Source organism: Clostridium sp. D46t1_190503_E9 (genome assembly GCF_015555225.1).
Taxonomy (GTDB): domain Bacteria; phylum Bacillota; class Clostridia; order Clostridiales; family Clostridiaceae; genus Clostridium.
This window is the reverse complement of sequence record NZ_JADNKB010000015.1, coordinates 62,214-82,487: the sequence shown is the minus strand read 5'-3', so window position 1 is coordinate 82,487 and position 20,274 is coordinate 62,214. Positions and strand designations below refer to the sequence as shown.

Annotated in this window: 18 protein-coding genes; 5 read left to right on the top strand and 13 right to left on the bottom strand. The window is 28.3% G+C overall.

The annotated features are described in order from the left end of the window. Positions 1-660 precede the first annotated feature (660 nt). Positions 661-2,100, bottom strand: a complete 1,440-nt coding sequence (gene nagE / locus I2E83_RS15800; protein WP_195266740.1) for an N-acetylglucosamine-specific PTS transporter subunit IIBC — start codon at positions 2,098-2,100, stop codon at positions 661-663. 550 nt (positions 2,101-2,650) lie between these two features. On the opposite strand from nagE, the gene I2E83_RS15795 reads away from it, so the two are divergent. Continuing rightward, complete coding sequence (locus I2E83_RS15795; RefSeq protein ID WP_195266739.1) at positions 2,651-3,169, top strand: PTS glucose transporter subunit IIA; 519 nt, start codon at positions 2,651-2,653, stop codon at positions 3,167-3,169. A gap of 48 nt (positions 3,170-3,217) precedes the next feature. Here the strand turns inward: I2E83_RS15795 and I2E83_RS15790 are convergent, their stop codons facing one another. Then, positions 3,218-4,078: a PRD domain-containing protein gene (locus I2E83_RS15790; RefSeq protein WP_195266738.1), complete on the bottom strand. Its 861-nt coding sequence runs from the start codon at positions 4,076-4,078 to the stop codon at positions 3,218-3,220. Positions 4,079-4,113: 35 nt separating this feature from the next. Continuing rightward, complete coding sequence (locus tag I2E83_RS15785) at positions 4,114-5,049, bottom strand: GNAT family protein (protein ID WP_195266737.1); 936 nt, start codon at positions 5,047-5,049, stop codon at positions 4,114-4,116. Positions 5,050-5,227: 178 nt separating this feature from the next. On the opposite strand from I2E83_RS15785, the gene I2E83_RS15780 reads away from it, so the two are divergent. Next, positions 5,228-5,893, top strand: coding sequence for a DUF4230 domain-containing protein (locus tag I2E83_RS15780; RefSeq protein ID WP_195266736.1), 666 nt, complete (start codon positions 5,228-5,230; stop codon positions 5,891-5,893). 75 nt (positions 5,894-5,968) lie between these two features. Then, positions 5,969-6,439, top strand: coding sequence for a peptide-methionine (S)-S-oxide reductase MsrA (msrA, locus tag I2E83_RS15775; protein ID WP_195266735.1), 471 nt, complete (start codon positions 5,969-5,971; stop codon positions 6,437-6,439). A 124-nt stretch (positions 6,440-6,563) separates the two neighbouring features. Here msrA and I2E83_RS15770 read toward each other — a convergent pair whose 3' ends face one another. The 5 genes from I2E83_RS15770 to I2E83_RS15750 form a co-directional block, all read right to left on the bottom strand. Further along, complete coding sequence (locus I2E83_RS15770; RefSeq protein WP_195266734.1) at positions 6,564-7,913, bottom strand: carbohydrate ABC transporter substrate-binding protein; 1,350 nt, start codon at positions 7,911-7,913, stop codon at positions 6,564-6,566. A 133-nt stretch (positions 7,914-8,046) separates the two neighbouring features. Then, complete coding sequence (locus tag I2E83_RS15765; protein WP_195266733.1) at positions 8,047-8,205, bottom strand: hypothetical protein; 159 nt, start codon at positions 8,203-8,205, stop codon at positions 8,047-8,049. Positions 8,206-8,280: 75 nt separating this feature from the next. Next, a complete protein-coding gene (gnpA, locus tag I2E83_RS15760; protein WP_195266732.1) occupies positions 8,281-10,440 on the bottom strand; it encodes a 1,3-beta-galactosyl-N-acetylhexosamine phosphorylase in 2,160 nt (719 codons plus the stop codon). 15 nt (positions 10,441-10,455) lie between these two features. Further along, positions 10,456-11,352: a carbohydrate ABC transporter permease gene (locus tag I2E83_RS15755; RefSeq protein ID WP_195266731.1), complete on the bottom strand. Its 897-nt coding sequence runs from the start codon at positions 11,350-11,352 to the stop codon at positions 10,456-10,458. A 12-nt stretch (positions 11,353-11,364) separates the two neighbouring features. Beyond that, positions 11,365-12,258: a sugar ABC transporter permease gene (locus I2E83_RS15750; RefSeq protein ID WP_195266730.1), complete on the bottom strand. Its 894-nt coding sequence runs from the start codon at positions 12,256-12,258 to the stop codon at positions 11,365-11,367. A 184-nt stretch (positions 12,259-12,442) separates the two neighbouring features. On the opposite strand from I2E83_RS15750, the gene I2E83_RS15745 reads away from it, so the two are divergent. Continuing rightward, positions 12,443-13,312: an AraC family transcriptional regulator gene (locus tag I2E83_RS15745; protein ID WP_195266729.1), complete on the top strand. Its 870-nt coding sequence runs from the start codon at positions 12,443-12,445 to the stop codon at positions 13,310-13,312. A 67-nt stretch (positions 13,313-13,379) separates the two neighbouring features. Here I2E83_RS15745 and I2E83_RS15740 read toward each other — a convergent pair whose 3' ends face one another. Then, positions 13,380-14,138 carry a tRNA threonylcarbamoyladenosine dehydratase gene (locus I2E83_RS15740; RefSeq protein ID WP_195266728.1) on the bottom strand — a complete coding sequence of 253 codons (759 nt, stop codon included), beginning with the start codon at positions 14,136-14,138 and terminating at the stop codon, positions 13,380-13,382. 402 nt (positions 14,139-14,540) lie between these two features. Here I2E83_RS15740 and I2E83_RS15735 point away from each other — a divergent pair, with 402 nt between their 5' ends. After that, on the top strand, positions 14,541-15,233 hold the full coding sequence (locus I2E83_RS15735; RefSeq protein ID WP_195266727.1) for a 5'-methylthioadenosine/adenosylhomocysteine nucleosidase: 693 nt from the start codon (positions 14,541-14,543) through the stop codon (positions 15,231-15,233). A gap of 240 nt (positions 15,234-15,473) precedes the next feature. Here I2E83_RS15735 and I2E83_RS15730 read toward each other — a convergent pair whose 3' ends face one another. From I2E83_RS15730 to I2E83_RS15715, 4 genes are read right to left on the bottom strand one after another with little or no spacing between them, the layout of a single operon-like run. Further along, complete coding sequence (locus tag I2E83_RS15730) at positions 15,474-15,878, bottom strand: GtrA family protein (protein ID WP_195266726.1); 405 nt, start codon at positions 15,876-15,878, stop codon at positions 15,474-15,476. Between the two features lie 3 nt (positions 15,879-15,881). After that, positions 15,882-16,847, bottom strand: a complete 966-nt coding sequence (locus I2E83_RS15725; RefSeq protein WP_195266725.1) for a glycosyltransferase family 2 protein — start codon at positions 16,845-16,847, stop codon at positions 15,882-15,884. 24 nt (positions 16,848-16,871) lie between these two features. Beyond that, on the bottom strand, positions 16,872-18,719 hold the full coding sequence (locus I2E83_RS15720; RefSeq protein ID WP_195266724.1) for an LTA synthase family protein: 1,848 nt from the start codon (positions 18,717-18,719) through the stop codon (positions 16,872-16,874). A gap of 2 nt (positions 18,720-18,721) precedes the next feature. Further along, on the bottom strand, positions 18,722-20,245 hold the full coding sequence (locus I2E83_RS15715) for a hypothetical protein (protein ID WP_195266723.1): 1,524 nt from the start codon (positions 20,243-20,245) through the stop codon (positions 18,722-18,724). Positions 20,246-20,274 lie beyond the last annotated feature (29 nt).

Below are 20,274 nucleotides of genomic sequence, written 5' to 3'. Positions count from 1 at the left end.
CTCAATAAAAAGTTTAATCTCTTCGCTCAAATTACTTTGAGTCTTAATTTTAAGACGTCTAAAAGAATTGCTGGTTTATTTTACTTAACTTATTTTCTGTTCAATTTTCAAAGACCATTTTCTTCATCGCCCTCAAGCGACTTTCTTATCTTATCACTTATTTACTTTATTGTCAACAACATTTTTTAACTTTCTTTCAAGTTGTTTTGTTGAAATCAATTCGTTCACAAGGGACGAGTTACATAATATCATGTTAGCCTCCCCCAGCACCAATGAAATTACCTTATATATTTAAATTATATTTATTTTTTATTTGTTTATCTCATATTTTCTTCGTATTTCAATTATTGACACACCAGGATAAGTTAATTATATATTTCATATGTTAATACTATATATATCATTATATATTCTGTTTTTTTATTCTATAATTACCTATATAACCTTTTCTAGCATTTTAATTTTATAGTTAATATATATGTATATGATTAAATTACTACTATAAATAATTAAAACTAGAAATATATTAGAGAGTTAGTTTACCTTTTAAATAGAATAGCTAAGCTTAGTTCCTATATCATTGAAGGAATGTATTTATTATTTAAAGAAAAATAGAAGGTACACTTTCATATACCTTCTACTTTCATTTATTTATTTTTATTATCTTTTTAATTCAGCTTTTATTGCATCGGCAACAAATTGTACATTTGTTCCAACTATTACTTGGATGTTTCCTTTTCCTGGTCTTATAACACCTCTAGCTCCTAAAGCTGTTAAGTTTTTATCCTTAATTATAGCATTATCTTTAACACCAAGTCTTAATCTAGTAACACAGTTGTCTACTGATACTATATTTTGTCTTCCACCTAAAGCTTCAATATATGCTTTAGCTAATTCATTCATATCTCCACTAACTGCTACATTTTCACTTAATTCATCATCATCATCTTCTCTACCTGGAGTCTTTAAGTTGAATTTAGTGATTACAAATCTAAATACTACGTAGTAGATAATTGCAAATACTAAACCAATTGGTATTAAAAGAAGTGGATTTTCAGCCATTGGTGCTTTAAAGCTTAAGATCCAGTCAACAAATCCAGCACTGAAGTTAAATCCAGCTCTTACTGGTAATAATGTACAAACTATAGCTGAAATACCTGTTAAACCAGCATGTACAACATATAAAGCTGGTGCTAAGAACATGAATGCGAATTCTAATGGTTCTGTAACTCCTGTAAAGAATGAAGATAATGCAGCTGCTAATAATAATCCATATACAGCTTTCTTCTTATTATCTTTAGCAGTATGATACATAGCTAAAGCTCCTGCTGGTAAACCAAACATCATTACTGGGAAGAATCCAGTCATGTACATTCCAGTTACACCTTGAGTACCTGTTCCTGCCCAGAAGTTTCCGATATCGTTAATTCCTGCAACGTCAAACCAGAATACTGAGTTAAGTGCATGGTGAAGTCCTGTTGGTATTAACAATCTATTGAAGAATGCATATATACCTGATCCAACTGCTCCTGTAGAAACAATAGCTTTACCAAATGATACTAGTGCATTATAAACTACTGGCCATACAAAGAATAATATAAGTGCCGCAACTAATGATGCTAAAGCTGTCATAATTGCAACTGATCTCTTACCACTGAAGAAACCTAAAGCATCAGGTAATTTAGTATTTTTAAATTTATTGTAACATGTTGCACCAATTAAACCTGCAACAATACCAACGAATTGAGTTTGAATTTTTGAGAATGCTGCTGGTACTTCTGCAACATCTATTCCCTTGAACATTCCAACAACTGCTGGGCTTAATAAAGTTGTAATCATAAGCCATGAAACTAAACCAGCAAGTCCTGCTGTACCATCATTATCATCTGACATTCCAACTGCTACACCAATTGCAAAAAGTATAGCCATATTATCAATTAGTGCACCACCAGCTTTTAATAAGAAAGCTGCAATAACACTGTTAGCACCCCAACCTGTTGGGTCAATCCAGTAACCAATACCCATTAATATACTTGCAACAGGTAATGCCGCTACTGGAAGCATTAAAGATTTTCCTAGTCTTTGAAGATACTTCATCATAATAATAAATCCTCCTTAAATTTTTTATATACAAATTTAAGCGGCTGTATAATATAATTCCTGGTAAGAAATAAAAAAAGCCGAAAAGGATATTATAGATATATAAATCCTCTTCGGCTCATGCTCAACTAATTGATAACACGCCTAAATTCGTACACATATTTTATTTACAATGTAATTGTACCATCTGTTGTTATTGTTTTCAATAGTTTTTTTCATCATTTTTTTGACGTTTTTCTATCATTTTCTTAAGATTTCATTAATTATATTAAATATGCTCATATTTGCTAACGATTTCAGTTATTTTTTTTAATTTAGTTTATTGACAACTATTAGCAACTATATATATAATCATACTAGACGTGTTACTGTTTAATCAGGCATGAGTCCATTAATATTTGGAGGACTTATGCCTTTTGTTTTAAAAATTTTGTATATAATATTTATGTATTTATTATGATATATTTAAGAATACTATAAATATTAATTTATATACTCATCAAAATATGCAGTAGAAAGGATGTGGGTTCCTGATTATTCAGGAAATACTATGTTTAATTTTATCAAGAATTTATTTAAATCAGATTCAAACAATGAAAAGGCTGTAGTTAATCCTAACGCACTTGTTGCTCCTGTTTCTGGTAAGATTATTCCTTTATCAGAAGTTCCAGACCCAGTTTTCGCTGAAAAACTAGCTGGAGACGGAATGGCTATAGTAGCTGATGGAGATACTATTGTTGCTCCTGCTGATGGAGAAGTTACTCTTATCTTTAAAACTAAGCATGCATTTGCTATGACTTTAGAAAATGGATTAGAGTTACTAGTTCACATAGGATTAGAAACAGTTTCTCTTGATGGAGAAGGTTTTGAACAATTAGTAGAACAAGGTACAAAAGTTAAAGCTGGTACACCATTAATTAAGATAGACAGAGAATTAATCTTAAGCAAAGGATTATCTCTTGCTACACCAGTTCTAATAACTAACGTTGATGCAACTAAGTCAATTACCCCAGTTGAAAATGGAGATGCTGTTGCAGGTAAAACTGTAGTTGTTAACTTCGAAGTATAATAACTTTTTATAAAATAAAAATCAGCCATACTTTATAATGGCTGATTTTTATTTTACAATTGAAACTCTAAATCTTTCTATATGCATTGCTAAATATGCAACTTCATCTTCTGATAAATATTTGATTTCTAAAATTCTACAGATTATCTTTTTTGTCTCTTCTGCAATTTGATATGAAACTCCATACTTTTCTTTTATAATATCAATCAAATCATTTTTTATAGGTGTATTAGTAATTATTCTTTCTATCGCAAATCTTATATGAGTTAAGAACCTTGCATAATCTAAAGACTTTCTATCTATTTCTATGTTTAATCTATCTTCAACATGCTCAACTACTGAATTACTTAAAAAACTATATTTTATAGTATTAGATAGCTTTCCATTATTCCTTGCTGAATGAATATGTAAAGCAACAAATCCTTTTTCGCCTTCAGGAATATCTAATTTTAACTCCTCACTTATTCTGTTTGCCAATCTATTAGCCATTTCAAACTCTTTATTATATAAGGTTTCAATTTCTACTAAGAAAGGATTTTGTATCTCTTCATTATCTCCTAGTCTTTTTATTGCATAAAATAAATGATCTACTAACCCTATATGAATATTCTCATTAAGATCCTCTCCTAATTCATCAGTTATTTCAGCAATTACTTCTTCAACTAATGCAATTAATTTTGTATCTACTCTATTTAAAATTTCTTTAAAATTTCTTTGATTTTCCTTATCCTCAATTATAAATACCTTTTCAACAGAAGTACCCTTTTTTATAATGTCTCCAGTTTTTTTGCCAAATCCTATTCCTTTTTGAAAAAGGATTTTTTCTTTGCCTTTTTCTCTTACAAGTAGTATGTTATTATTAAAAGATTTTACTACAGTTGTATTCCTATTTAATATAATCTCTTTCATAAACACCTTCCTCTTATCCTATATAATAATTAATATTATTTTTCTAATATCTTAAAAAATGTTATGTGATCCTTCCATGAGCCATTTATAAATAAATACTTTTCATTTAATCCAATTTCTTCAAATCCACACCCATTAAGTACAGACTTTGATTTTTCATTATCTGTTAATACAGATGCTTCTAACCTATGCAACTCTAGCTCATCTCTTGCATAATCTATAACTAATCTTAAGGCTTCTTTCATATACCCTCTACCTTGAAAGTCCTTATCCATAGAGTACCCTACTATTCCATTTTTAAAAACTCCATAAACTATATTAGATATCTTAATCTTACCAATTAACTTTTCATCTTTATATATTCCAAAGTCTACTCCAGTACCACTCATTAAATGTTTATAACTTTCTAATAAAATATCTCTTTGAGCCTCATAAGTATAGAAATTATTATCTCTGCTTGGCTCAAAATTACTTAAATGATCTTTATTTCTTATGTTATAGTCTAATAAGTCTTCTGCACAATCAGGAGTTAAATTTTTTACAGTTACATTCTCACCAACTAAGTTAATTAAGAAACTTCTTTGAGTATTGTTGTACTCATTTCTATTAATTCCAAAGCTTAATTCATCTAAAAATACTCCATTAGAAAAAAGATTCTCAGTAAATATTCCTTCTAATGTAAATCCTAAATCTAAAAATACCTTATAAGCAATGTTTTCATCTACTAAAACATTAGCCTTATATATATTTGTATCTTTAAATATCGCTCTTAATATGCTCTGTACGGTTTCTTTTAATAAATCGTATTTATTTTCTTTGTAAAACTTTAGTTTAACGGTACATTTCTTATTATCTTTATCTAGTTCTACTATAGTAAATCTGCCTATAAATATATTATTTTTATCTTTTATAATATAATCACTAAATGTCCCTTTTACTAAATCTATACTTATTCCTCTGTTTTCGCTCATAACAAAATCTCCTAAGTTGCATATATATCTACCAATAATTATATTATAACGATAAACGTACCTTATGCACAATATATTATATTCGACTAATTAATCAATATTCTAAGTTAATTTAATGTTCATTATTATAATGAAACTATCATATAATTAATTACTATTAATAATCTTAGGAGTTTATATGCTTGTTTTAAAGCTTTTTAAAAGAAATAAAAATAATAATTTCAAAAAAGTTCTTAAATTTTTTCTAATATTATCATTAACCTTACTAGCCTGGAAATTCTTTTTAGGATATAGAGCTGAAGCTAATAATTTAAAACATTCAACTATTGATAATATAAAAGTAATTTCAGAAGAAAGTTTAGTTAATGAAATTAAAAATGTAAATAAGATAATTCCTCTAGAAGTAGAGCTTTCAAAAACGGTAACAATAGATAAAAGCTGGGGAGATCTTGAAATATTAAAAAAATATAAAAGAATAAGATTTTTTGCTAACTGCTCATATTCTATCGATTTATCTCAAATTACTACTGACGATATAGACATTGATGATAAAAATAGAGAACTAAGCTTAACTTTAGCAAAACCTGAAATTTTTAGTATTAATATTAATAGAGAGAAAACAGAATATGAAGAATCATCTAATGGCTTACTCAGATTTGGAGAAATAAAATTAACTTCTGAAGAGTTCGATTTAATTCAAGAAGAAGTTCATAAAGGCTTTGAAGAAACCATGAAAAGTGATGAAATATATAATAAGGTTATATCTAATACTAAAGTTTCTTTAGAAAAACTATTAGATCAAATAACAGAAGATAAAATTAGCATCAATATATCTTTTAAATAAATATGGTTTATTTTCTTTATAGATGTATAATATATTTAAATAATTTATACAATTGATTTATAAAGGAGTGATAAAATGAAAAAAATAGTTTTAGCTGGTGGATGCTTCTGGGGAGTAGAAGAATTTCTATCTAGATTAAATGGTGTAATATCAACAGAAGTAGGATATGCAAATGGAAGAACTGAGAATCCAACCTATGAAGATGTATGCTATAAAAATACTTATTTTGCTGAAGCTTGTTTAGTTGAATATGATGAAAATAAAACATCATTAAAATATATATTAAATGAATATTGGTCAATAATTGATCCTACAGTATTGAATAGACAAGGCCCAGACGTTGGAAGTCAATATAGAACAGGTATATATTATTTAAATGAAGATGACTTAAATATAATTCTTACAAGTAAAGAAGAAGAACAAAATAAATACGATAAAAAAATTGTTACAGAAGTAAAACCATTAATTAATTACTATAAAGCTGAAGAATATCACCAAAAATACTTAAAGAAAAATCCAAATGGATATTGTCATATAAAATTATAATTAAAATTTATCAAAAAATAAAAAACTCAGACATAGTTGAGTTTTTTATTTTTTAAGTTTATATAAGCTTTGATTTAAGAAAAATATCTTTTTTTAAATCTTTCACCGTATTATTCTTTTATCATTATTTTATTATATTTGCTCTCATCTTATCTGTAGCCTCTTGTAATGCTGTTTGCCAGTCCTTCACTGTCTTATCTCCAGTCATTACTGAATCAACTGTACCAACATATATATCAGAATATGTTAATCCTTCTACTGGTTCAGTTGCAGCAAAAACTCCAAGTAAAGCTTTAGCTCCATTTTCATAAATCTTCAATAAATCAACTTGTAATGGCTCTAAATATTCTGAAGAAAGTTCTGTATAATTATTAACAGGAACAACGCCCTTAGCATTTTCTGCTATAACCTTAACTGCTTCATCACTATAAAGGTAAGCCATAAATTCTTCTGCTAATTCTTTATTTTCAGCATCTTTTGGAATATACATTTGTTCTATAAAACTTACAGAATATTGGTCTCCACCATCCTTAAATGCAGGATAAGCCATAAATCCCCATTCAAAACCATCTGCTCTTGGAGCGTCTGCCATTTCTCCTGGTAACCAAGTTCCATTTGGTATAAATAACGCTTTGTTATCTAGAACTAATTGTTGATTATTCTTAAAGCTTTGATTATTAGCATTTGCTACAACTGTTGGCTCTAAGTAATCCTTAAGCTTTCCTATTGCCTCTAATGCTTTAGTTGCTGGTTCAGAAGTCCAGAAGCCTTCTTTATAATTCATTGCATCTTTAAATGCTTCTTCACCACCTGCTGCTGCAATCATTGGTGGAATCATACAATCTAAGTAACCAGCAGTTGGATATGACCATAATGATATTCCATCAGCCTTTGCCTTATCACCTAAAGCAAACATTTGATCCCAAGTCTTTGGAAGCTCATATCCTTTTTCCTTGAATAACGTTTTATTATAGAATAACCCTGTTGGACTATAGAACAATGGTAATAAATAAGTTTTTCCATCTCCATATGGATTTGTAGCATAACTATCAGTAAAGCCTGGTAATAACTTGTCCTTTACAGTTACATCTTCTCCTGGAACTTTCATATTTAGCACATTTGATAAATCATTTATTCCTTGTTCTTTAATAAATGTTTCAGTTAGTGCATCAGGTCTTCCAGTTGCTAAATATATAAAGTCAGGAACATTTCCTGCTTGAATTTGAGGACGAATAACTTCTTCTATATTAGAAGCAACTGTTAACTCAACAGTTACACCTTCATGTGATTTTTCAAAGTTATCTTTAAGTTTTTCCCAATAAACTTTTCCATATCCCCCTTCGAAAGCAGCAATCTTTAATGTTTTTGTTTTATCAGCAGACGCTCCTGTGCTATCTCCATTTCCTCCACATCCAGTTAAGCTTGTCATTACCATAAGTGAGCTTAATAATAAGGCTAATGTCCTCTTTTTCATTACATTTCCTCCCTTTTCCCCTTAATATATGCCATTAATAATTTATGCTTTAATTTTATTACTTTGTAAACGTTATTTATATAATATTTTTGCTTATTATTTTATATATATTGCTTATATTATCAAGATTGTTTTATTGATACTTTTTATTATAGATGTATAGCTCTCCTATAACACCTGCCATACCTATAAACATAAACAATAATCCTAAATACCCATTAATAGAATTACCTTTAATAACTAAAAACATCGATAGAAAAAATATTACAGTTAAAATTATATTTTTTATCATCTTGCTTCCTCCTCTAAGGACTTGATAAAAGCTCTAGTAAAAATTAATCCATATATAATTTGCACTAAATTAATCTTACTTTATATCTATCCATTTAATTTCTGTAGGATTTAATTCCATAACAATTAAATTACCTTCACCATCATAAATATTAGATACTTGCTTTTCGTTAGAATTATTTATAACTGCGTATCTATTTGATTCTAAATAAGCTGATACCTCACAATAAGGATTATCTGAATACCACATCTTCATTTCCTTTTCCTTATTTGCAGCATAATAACAAGCTCTTGTTAAAACACGTGTATTTTGAATTGAATACGGTAGTCCTGCTATATATACAGTTCTACCTTTTCCATAGCCATTAGCAGCCATTAATAAATCACCATTGGTGTATTTTATTACTTCAGTTGATTCTTTTAATGCATATATATTCTTTTGACTTTCTCCAAAATTCAACTCTTCAAATATATCTTCTGTTATGAAATGCTTATCTAATTCCTTAATAAAGTATTTATCTGTACTTAATGAGAATCCTAATTCTTTATCTACTCCTAAAGCATCTGCAAGTTGGAAGTAATGTCCTCCATTTAATATAGCTGAAGGTTCTCCAATTCCTACAAATCCTCCACCGTTATAGATCCACGCTCTAATTTTAGTAACTACTTCTTCATCAAGCCATTTTTCTCCACCGCTAAATGCAGTGCCTGCATCTCCAGCATTTATAATTACATCAATATCCTTTGGAATTCCCTTATTTTTTATATCATCAAAGCTTATAAAACTCACATCTACACTCATACCACTTAAGGCTTCTATAACTCCTAAATATGAATATATTTGTTTATACCATAAAGCATGTGCTACCATATGTGTTTGCCATGTACGTAATTTTCCCCAACAGTTAATAACTGCAACTTTTAATCCACAATACGGCTTATTTCCATTTATGGTTTCATATATTTCTCTAAATTCATTACATACACTTTCTATATAATCAACAAACTTAGGAAACTTATATGCAAGTGATAAATATCCACCATAACCTATTCTATCTACTGGCTTTCTCATTATTGCCCGTCTAGCTGTTATCCAGTTTTCTCTAGCTTCTACAGTAGGATCATTTCCTTCATAAAATGTATCTGGGAAAAAATATGGTAGAAAACGTCCTTCAGTATATTTAACACCTGGAATATCTGCTATCATTCTAAGGGTAGCTCCACTACCGACTGAGCCAACTACTGCGTCTAATCCTATATTTTCAAAGTATTTTCCATAAGGCTCCGTTCCTATCCAGTTATCTCCAAGGAACATCATTGCTTCTCTTCCGTGTTCATGAGTAATATCAACAAGTTTTTTTACATTATTAGCTACAAATTCTTGTTGAAAATCCATATAATCTAAAAACTTTTTAGTTGGAACTCTAAATGAACTATTATAATATCCTTGATCTATGATATCCTCTGGTCTTAGCTTATATCCTTTTACCTTTTCAAATTCTCTTAATGCCTCCGCACTCACACTTGAACTATATCCAAACCAATCAACATACTTTTCCTTAGCCCTATCATTAAATACCAATGTAAAGTGATAGAAAAATGTTGTAAATCTCACTACATCAGTTTCTGGATGCTCATCTAACCATTTATGCATTGCTTCAAAAATATACTTATTTGTCTTTGGATTTCTTGCATCAAATGGTATTTCATGAGGCTTATCCCCCCATTTGTTAGTTATGTGATTATACATTTGAGTAGGATCCCATATGCAATATGCTAAAAATGATACTGTATATTCATGCCACGCTTTTGTATCATTTATCATTACCTCTTGTGCTTCTTCGTTATATTCCCATTTATTTAAATCAACAACCTCTCCCGTTGTCCTATCAATTACTTCCCAAAACTCTTTAACATCATGATAAGAATCTGGTTTTACTTGCTGATCAAAATAACCTTCCATTATCTTTATTGTTAATGTTTCACTATTAGCTAAATGATGTTTGGTCATTAAATACGTTTGTTGTAATTCATCCATATTTTGCTCTGCCCACTTATTATCACCACGTGTTACAAAATAAGTAGAATATATTTTTTCTGCTAGCCCCTTTATTTCTCTTGGTAGCTTAAATCCATCACAATCACGGATTGCGTCTGCCCCCCACTTTTCCGCTATTTCCATTGTCTCTTTTATAAAATTATCATCAGTTGGGATTGTAACTCTTCCTTTATTCATCTTTATCCTCCTCTATTATTCTTTTATTCCGCCTACTGTCATACCTTCTGTAAGCTTCTTTTGAACTAATATATATAAAATTATTGTTGGAATCATAACTATAACTAATCCAGCATATAAAGCGCCGTAATCAGTTGCTGTTTTTTGAACTTGCATTAAGTTTATTAATCCTAATGGCAATGTTTTGGCCTTATTAGGTAGCATAGTTAATGCAATTATATATTCATTCCAAAATGCTAGGAAATTAAATAATATAACTGTTATTATGCTAGGCTTGGCCATAGGCATTATAACGTGAATTAAAGTTTTTAAATTACTACAACCATCAACATAAGCAGCTTCTTCATATGCTCTAGGTAATGATTTAAAAAATGTCATAAGTAAGTGTATAGTGAAAGGTAATGCTGTTGATGCGTAAATAATACTAACAACTATTCTGCTATCTAAAAATACAGTCATACTGGCTGGTATTGCAAAAATATTCCTTACTAGTTTTTCTCCATCTAGTACTAATAAAAATATAGGTACAACAATATAATTTACATTTATAAATAACCCTGCTGAAAATAGCAAATTTAATACCTTTCTACTTTTAAATTCAAATCTTGATAAAACATATGCTGCTGGTATTGATACAACTAATAAAATTACTAGAGCTAATCCAGTTACTATTACTGAATTTATAAAGTATTCACCCATATGGGCTTCTACAAACGCTTTACGAAAATTTTCAAAATAAAATCCTTTTGGCAATGCCCATGGATTACCATAAAACTCTGATTTATGCTTAAATGATGCTAATATTGCCCAACCTAAAGGAATTAATATGCTTAAAGCAAATATAGTTAAACATAAATAAGTAAAAATTTTCATTAATTTTTCTGTTGACGTCTTTTTATATGATTTTTCCATATTAATCCCTCCTTAAAACTCTATTACCTCTCTATTTGTTGCTTTACTTATTACGAAAGATAATCCAAAAGAGAAAATAAATATTATTACTCCTATAGCCATTCCATATCCATATGATGAATTAGAATACGCTTGCTTGTACATATAACTTAGAAAAACTTCTGATGATCCATCTGGCCCTCCTGCAGTCATAACCTTTACAAATAGGAAACTTAAATTTATTGTACTAATTATGAAGAATGTTAAAGTAGTTCTTATAACATTCCAAATTAAAGGTAATGTTATTTGAAAAAATTGATTCCATCTTGAAGCTCCTTCTAAATCAGCTGCTTCATAAAGACTTTCTGGAATACTACTCATACTTGCCATATACATTACCATGTAATACCCTACCGCCTGCCATATCATTGCAAATGCTATACACCATATAACTACCCTTTGATCACCAAGCCACATTCTTTTTAAATTTTCTAACCCGAGTGAACTAAGACTTGCATTTATTATCCCTTTATCAGGATCTAGAATTGCTGAAAATATAGCTGATATAACTACAACTGATAATATATTAGGAAAATAAAAAATTACTCTGAAGAAGTTTTTGAATTTAGTATCTTTTCTAGTTAATACTGCGGCTGAAGCTATTGCTAAAATCATAGTTATACCCGTTACTATTACTAATAGAAATACTGTATTTTGAAATGCCTTAATAAAATTTACATCCTTAAATAATATTGTAAAGTTGTCCAATCCTACAAATTTCTTGTTATTTGATAATCCACCCCACTTAAATAATGACATCCAGAATACATTTATAGTTGGAACTATCATGAATAGTATAAAAAGTATTAGTGCTGGGATTACTGAAAATCCTATAAACACTTTATTTACAGTGCTTTTCTTATGCATTGTTCATAATTCCCCCCTCATTTTTTCTCTTTCTATACATTTATTCTATCTTCATGAAATCTTTTACACAATAATATTGTTGCTTACTTTTTTAGTGATATTGCTATCCACCAATATTATGTAATTATGTATATTGCGTTATAATAAAAAATAGATAAAATAGTAAATAGATTGGAGGTGTATTATGAGCAATACAAGATATTTAATAAATAAAAAGAATTATGATCCAAATTATGAACTAATTTATATAAGTAAATCAAAATTTGAAAACGACTGGCATAGCACAGCTCATTTTCATCCATTTACAGAAATATTTTTTATAACTGATGGAAAAGGAGCCTTTCATTTAGATGATTCCATTGTTGATGTTAATAAGTGGGATCTAATTATAATTAATCCTAACTGTTTACATACAGAAAAATCATCTTTGTCAGATTCCCCTTTAGAATACATTGTTCTCGGAATAGACAACCTATTACTAAACCTTCCCGAATCCTATAGCTTAACTAATAATGAGCAACAAATTAATCTTTATAGGATTATGAACTTTTCTAAAGATAAAGAATTAATACTTAGCCACTTTAACCAATTAATTAATGAAATAGAAAACAAAGAATTTAATTATGAACATGTATGTAAAAGTATCCTAACACTATTCATAACACATATCATACGCAGCACAGCTTCGATACAATTCATTGAAGAATCCCAAGATAAACTAAACTTAGAATGTATAAAAATTAAAAACTATATTGATTCACACTATGCGCAAAATATAACTTTGGACTTTTTATCCGATTTATCTTATATGAATAAGTATCACTTAGTTCATACATTCACTAAGCAAATAGGGATTTCCCCTATAAACTATGTTATAAATAAACGGATACAAGAAGCAAAAAATCTACTAGCTACTACTGGCTATTCAATTAGAGATATTGCTTCCATAGTGGGCTTTGGGAACTCCTCTTACTTCAGCCAAATGTTTAAAAAAGTAACTGGAATTTCTCCAAAAAGCTATAGAGTAGAAAACTCAAAAGATAAAACTATTTAAAAATTAAGGAGTAAGATTCATTATAAAAAACAACAAATCTTACTCCTGATTTTTAAATATTTATTAATTAAATTTCACCTATAATAAATTTTATAACTTCTCCTCCAAGAATCATACCTGCAACTGGAGGAACAAACGATATACTTCCTGGTATTTGTCTTTTAGTTGCACATTTTTTAGTACCACCTGTACAAACACAACCAGTCTTACAAGTAACTACATCTTCATCTTTTGGTCTTCTTGGCTTTTCTTCTGAATATACAACCTTAAGATTCCTTACTCCTTGTTTTCTTAGCTCGTATCTCATAACCTTAGCTAAAGGACAGACTTTCGTATCATATATATCAGCAACCTTAAACTGTGTTGGGTCAAGCTTATTTCCTGTTCCCATTGATGCAATTATATTAATATTTTTTTCATAGCAATACTTTGCTAAAGCTATTTTTGCTGATACAGTATCAATTGCATCTATTACGTAATCAACATCATCAGGAATTAATTCACCTAAATTTTCAGGAGTAACAAATACTTGATGAGTAATAACATTACACTTTCTATTAATAGTAAGTATTCTTTCCTTCATAACTTCAACTTTTACTTTGCTTATAGTTCCATATGTAGCATGTATTTGTCTATTTAAATTAGTTAAACAAACAGTGTCATCATCTACTAATATTAAGGTTCCAACTCCAGCTCTTGTTAATGCTTCAACAGCAAAGCTTCCTACTCCACCAACTCCAAATACCATTACTTTTGCATTTTTTAATTTTTCTAGTCCATCATTTCCTATAAGTAATTCTGTTCTAGATAATGGATGTTGTAACATTCACTTCTCTCCTTTTTATATCTTATGTATAATTTCACAAAAGAATAATTTTAATTTATATCTTATTTTAGACTATTATTTATTTATATACAATAATATTATTTTCCATATAATAAAAATAATATAGCTCAACATAATTATTAATAATAAAACTATTTGTTTTATTTAAACAAGTTTTATTATATGATAATATAAGTTATAAATTGCAAATCAATTTAATAGTGAAAAGTTAATATTGAAGAAGTAAAAAGTTTAGGATGTTTTTCTACGTAAAACTAAACTGTAGGCATAAAGCACTTTTTATTCAAAAATCCTATAAGGATTTTCTCCTTCACTTTTTCATTATTCACTCTTCCATTATTGACCATTTTGTTTGCAAAATATATTTCAAGGAGGATAATTATGATTTTAGGAATTATAAGTGCAATGGCAGAAGAATTAGAATTACTTCTAAAGGATATGTCTATTGAAAAAGAAACTAAGAAAGCAAATATGACTTTTTATAAAGGGACTCTAGGCGATAAAAATATAATTGCAGTTGTTTGCGGTATTGGTAAAGTAAATGCTGCTATTTGTACTCAAATATTAATATCTGAATATGGAGTATCTTCTGTAATAAATGTTGGAGTTGCAGGTGGAATCGGTAAAGACATTTATCCTGGAGATGTTGTCGTTGGAACAGATTTAGTTCAACACGATATGGATACAACTGTATTTGGCGATCCTCATGGTCAAATTCCAAGATTAGATACTTTTTCTTTCAAATGTGATGATAAATTAGTTAAAGCTGCTTTAGCTGCATGTGAAGAAATTAAAGAAATCAACACCTTTTCTGGTAGAATAGTATCTGGAGATCAATTTATATCAAGTGTTGAAAAAATCCAATGGTTTGAAAAAGAGTTTAATGCAATATCTTGTGAAATGGAAGGTGCGAGTATTGCTCATGTATGCTATTTAAATAATATTCCATGTGTTGTTATTAGATCAATCTCTGATAATGCTAATAATGGAGCTCATATGGATTATGAAAAGTTTATTCCTATAGCAGTTAGAAATTCAACTAAAATACTAAGAAAAATGATTCAAAACCTTTAAAAAGGTTAAAAAATGTAATATTGCTTATTCCATCGCTTCGCTTCAAGTCAACGCAATATTACATTTTTAACCTAGAAACTAAATGTAATAATTCCTCATTCTTTTGAATTATACAAATGTAGTATTATAATTTTTTATATAGTTATAATATATTATTTTCTTTCATTTTTCAGTCACTTCGCTCCAAGTCGCAACACCATATTATTTTACCTATTCATACTGAATGTAATAACTTTTCTTCTAGTTTTTATTATTAAATGCGAAAAATTTCATAAATATAAATGTTATTGGTACACCAATAATGGCTGCTAATCCATATGCAATTAACTTATATATACCCATAATATTAAATACTATTAAAACTATTATATTTTGAATTATGAAATTAGGTATATATGATATAGTAAACTTAATAAATTTATTAAAGTTTAATTTTTCTTTAAATGTTACGTAACTATTTAATATATATGAAATTATTAATCCTGAAATATATCCACATATAAACGCTATATTTTCATTGAAAAAATTTGAATATATATAAGAAAAGATAACTCCATTAAAGGTATTAATTACTCCAATAATAACAAAAATTATAAATTCTTTCGAAAAAAATATATTCTTAAATTTGTTAATTAAATATTCCATAAACTATCTAACTCTTTCTTCAGTATTTATAATCTTATTTGCTATAATAAATCTTGGTCTTTGCTTAGTTTCATTGTATATTTTACCTATATATTCGCCAATTACGCCAAGTGATAGTAATTGTATTCCACCAATCATCCAAATTGAAATCGTTAATGATGTCCATCCATCTTGGGTATTTCCGAAAAATTTAACTATTAAAGAGTATATTAAAGCTATAAAGCTTAGTGCAGATATTGAAAATCCTAAGCCTGTAATTATTCTTATTGGTTTAATACTAAATGAAGTTATTCCATCCCAAGCAAATGCAAGCATCTTTTTAAAAGGATATTTTGATTCTCCTGCAAATCTTTCATGTCTTTCATATTCTACTACCGCATACTTATATCCTATTAAAGGAACTATTCCCCTTAAAAATAAGTTTACTTCCTTAAATTCACTTAACACCTCTAAAGCAACCCTACTCATTAATCTATAATCAGCATGATTATAAATTACTTCAACTCCAAGACCACTCATAAATTTATAAAACCCAAGAGCTGTTGTTCTTTTGAAAAAAGTATCTGTATTTCTAGAAGACCTTACACCATATACTACGTCATTCCCCTTATAATATTCCTCTACAAATTTATCTATTACTTCTATATCATCTTGTAAATCTGCATCTAACGATATTACTATATCTGCATATTCTTTAGCTGTCATAAGTCCAGCTAATAAGGCATTTTGATGCCCCTTATTTCTTGATAAATTTACTCCACTGAATATGGTATCTTCCCTATAAAGATCATTAATTATAGTCCATGTTTTATCCTTTGAACCATCATTTACAAATAATATTTTACTATCTCCAGATACTAAATTACTATTAATCATACTCTTAAGCTTATCTGATAACCTTTTTGCAGTTTCCTGTAAAACAGCCTCTTCATTGTAACAAGGAACTACTAAAAATAAAATTTCATTCATTACTAACCCTCCATAAAGTTCTTACTATCTCCCAAAGTAATTATTCTTGATAATTTTTTCCCCTATTTCATAAGATTTTAATAAGTGTTCCTTCTCTTCGTTACTTTTCACATTACCCTTAATCTCATTACCCTTTATAATTGTTGCATCTCTATTAGTATTTAATAAAATTCTTCCCATAGAATAATTTATGTACTTACTATCATCCACTCCAAGTAAATATAAAACGGTTGTTGGAATATCGACTTGTCCACCACTTACCTTTATAACATTAGGCTTCATGTCCTTTGAATACATAATTAGTGGTATTCTATTATCATACTCCTTCCACCAATTTCCATCATAATCTAAATCTTTTATATCATCGTTATAATATTTATGGACACCAGCATGATCCCCATATATTACAACCATCGTATTATCTAAAATTCCCTTTTTATCTAATTCATTAAAGAAGTTCTCTATTTGTTTATCCGTGTAAAGTACACTTTCAAAATAACCCCCAAGGTAACTCTCATCTATCTCTTTAGGTAAATCTAACTGTCTATACTTTTTATCAATATTAAACGGTCCATGATTAGATAAGGTTGGCGATTGGAAGAAAAACGGTCTATCTACATTCTCCAACTTATTTGATACTTGAGTTAAAAAACTTCTATCAGATAATCCATATCCTACAGTTTCTTCATATATGTAATCACCGATATCCCATAGGTTTTTAACTCCAAAGCTATTCTTATGAATTTCAGTCCAATTAAATTCTCCTATTTCCTCGGCATGAGATGATATTGTATTATATCCTTCTCCTTCTAATATTCTAGGCAATGAATTACTATATGTATCTTCACCATAATTTAATGCTGTTATCTTGTCTCCCAATGGATAAATTGATGTATTAACCATAAAGTCACAATCAATGCTGTTTCCAGCATTATTTTGTTCATATATATTAGAAAAATATAATCCTTCTCTTGAAAGCTTATTTAAAAAAGGTGATATTTCTTTTCCATTTACACTCTTATTTATCACAAAATTTTCTAAGGACTCAACTTGAATAAAAATTACATTCTTTCCTTTTTCACTTCCCTTATATTCATTTGGCTGTAACTCCTCCTTATTATCTGATATCCAATTTTCTATCTCTGTCTTCTCGTCTATTGATAATGGATTCAATACTTTAGATAGAGTTCTATAAGATTCTATAAGATGGTATCCTATAGGACCTGATGCTCTTGAAGACATTAATGTACTCCATCTCTTTGTAAGGATTCTATTTTCCCATCCTCCAAGGCTTAAAATATCTATTAAGAAAAATGATATTACTAATGTAATAATTGCATAACTATTGGTTAATAAAAATTTTCTTACTCTTCTACTATCATTACCTATTGTTTTTTTAATGATTGCATAAATAATTATAAAAACAATATCTACTATAAATAATAAATCTATAGCTCTAAATTGATATAGAGATTCTCCTACAGGATTAAATGTACCTATATAAAACATATTTTTTAATCCTAGAAAGTCTCTATTTACTCTAAAGTACCATAAGTCCATAATTAATAAGAAGCTATATGATATATTAATGAAAATATAATAAATGAGTTGTTTATTCCCTTTAAATAAATATCCACATGAATAAAACAATAAGATAAAAGCTAAATAGACAAAAATGAATTTAAAACTTATATTATTGATTTTAATTACATCTGCAGAACTTACTTCTATTAAAGCCATAAACAAAAGTGACTTAATTAGCATATCTATAATTGTTGCAAATCTAAACTTACTTATCTTAGAAAATGATAATTTTATATTATGCCCACGAATGTATTCAAAGATTCTATTCTTTATTTTGCTTATATCCATATTTAATTTGCTCCAATCCTATTGTTTAAAAATACTTTCTTCTTAATAAAATCCATGAGCTTAAATAAAATATAAACTAGGCATATAAACAATAGAACATCAAATACAAAGTTAAACAAATACAATTGTTTTGCAGTATCTGCCTGCCCATTACCTACATAGGGCATAGGAAATTGTATTGCTCCTATTAACATTAATCCCCATAATAGTACTATCTTATTTTTTATCTCTTCATTAGACTTATTTCTTAAGAAATTAATTATTGACACTATAAATATAGCTATAAAAACACTTATTATAAACCATAATTTTTTTGGTAACTTATCTTCTCTAAAATCAGACCAAGTTGTAAATCTATTAAGTTTTACAATTGGTTCTTCGCTGTCATATCTATATCCTTTTCCTAAAGATGTACTTGTAAAAAAGGCCTTCCCAGCAGTATACTCCATTCCTTCTATCAATCTTTTTGGGTGAGTTAAATAGAATTTGGCTAGTTTCCCGTTACTTATCTTACTATAAAACTCTTCTTCAGTAATTGGAGTTCTAGGAACATATTTTACATATTCACTAGCATCTAAATAAGCATGTTTTCCTGCCTCACAAGCCATATCTGGATTAAGTCCTAAATCAATTAAATCTTGCTGTGGAGTTTTTGATCCATTAAGAACTCCATAAAAAACAGAATTATACTGAGTATCCTTACTAATATTTTTATTTACAATATTTATTTGAATTGGATAGATTATTATTATAATTAAAAACACCATTAACCATTTTAATTTTTTAGGTTCTAAAACTTTTCTATTATCCCAAAGTACTTTAGCTAAAAGAATTATTATAAATGGTAATGTAGTTAATACTTGCATCTTAGATCCTAAGAACATAAATGCTGAAATATATAAAAGAAAGATTTTAAATCCTATTTTTTTATCATCCTTTTCACTATACTTACATCTAATATAGTATAAAAATGCTGCTAAAAATAACAATAATGTACTTAGCATCATTGGCTCCCCATATAAACTATTAAACCAAACTATATAATTTCCATCCATGAAGACAAAAGCACTTAATAAAGCCATAATACTCAACTTAAAGTTACTTTTTATATTAAAATTCTTTAATATAAGTGCTATTGAGGATATATAAATTATTGCATATGCAATTGCAAGATACTGAGTTCTAAAAACTCCTTGTCCTACTATCTTACAAATAAAATTTATAAAAATAATTAGATACCCCAAACTAGAACTAACTATCCCCACTAATATGGTATTGGCATTTATATTTATCTTATAATCAGTAACTATATACTGATAGAATCTTTTAAAATCAGGATTTCCTTTATCCGAATCTAGAAGTGATAATCCTGAAGAACTCATAACTCTATCAAAATCTCCTTGATCTGCTACTCCCATCTGAGGATATTTGAATAGTATATAAGATATTATTCCAATTGATAAGATAGCAAATATACCTAATATATATTTTGTATACTTATTTTGAATACTTTTTTGTATTTTCATCGATTTGTCCCCCCCCACCAATAAATTAC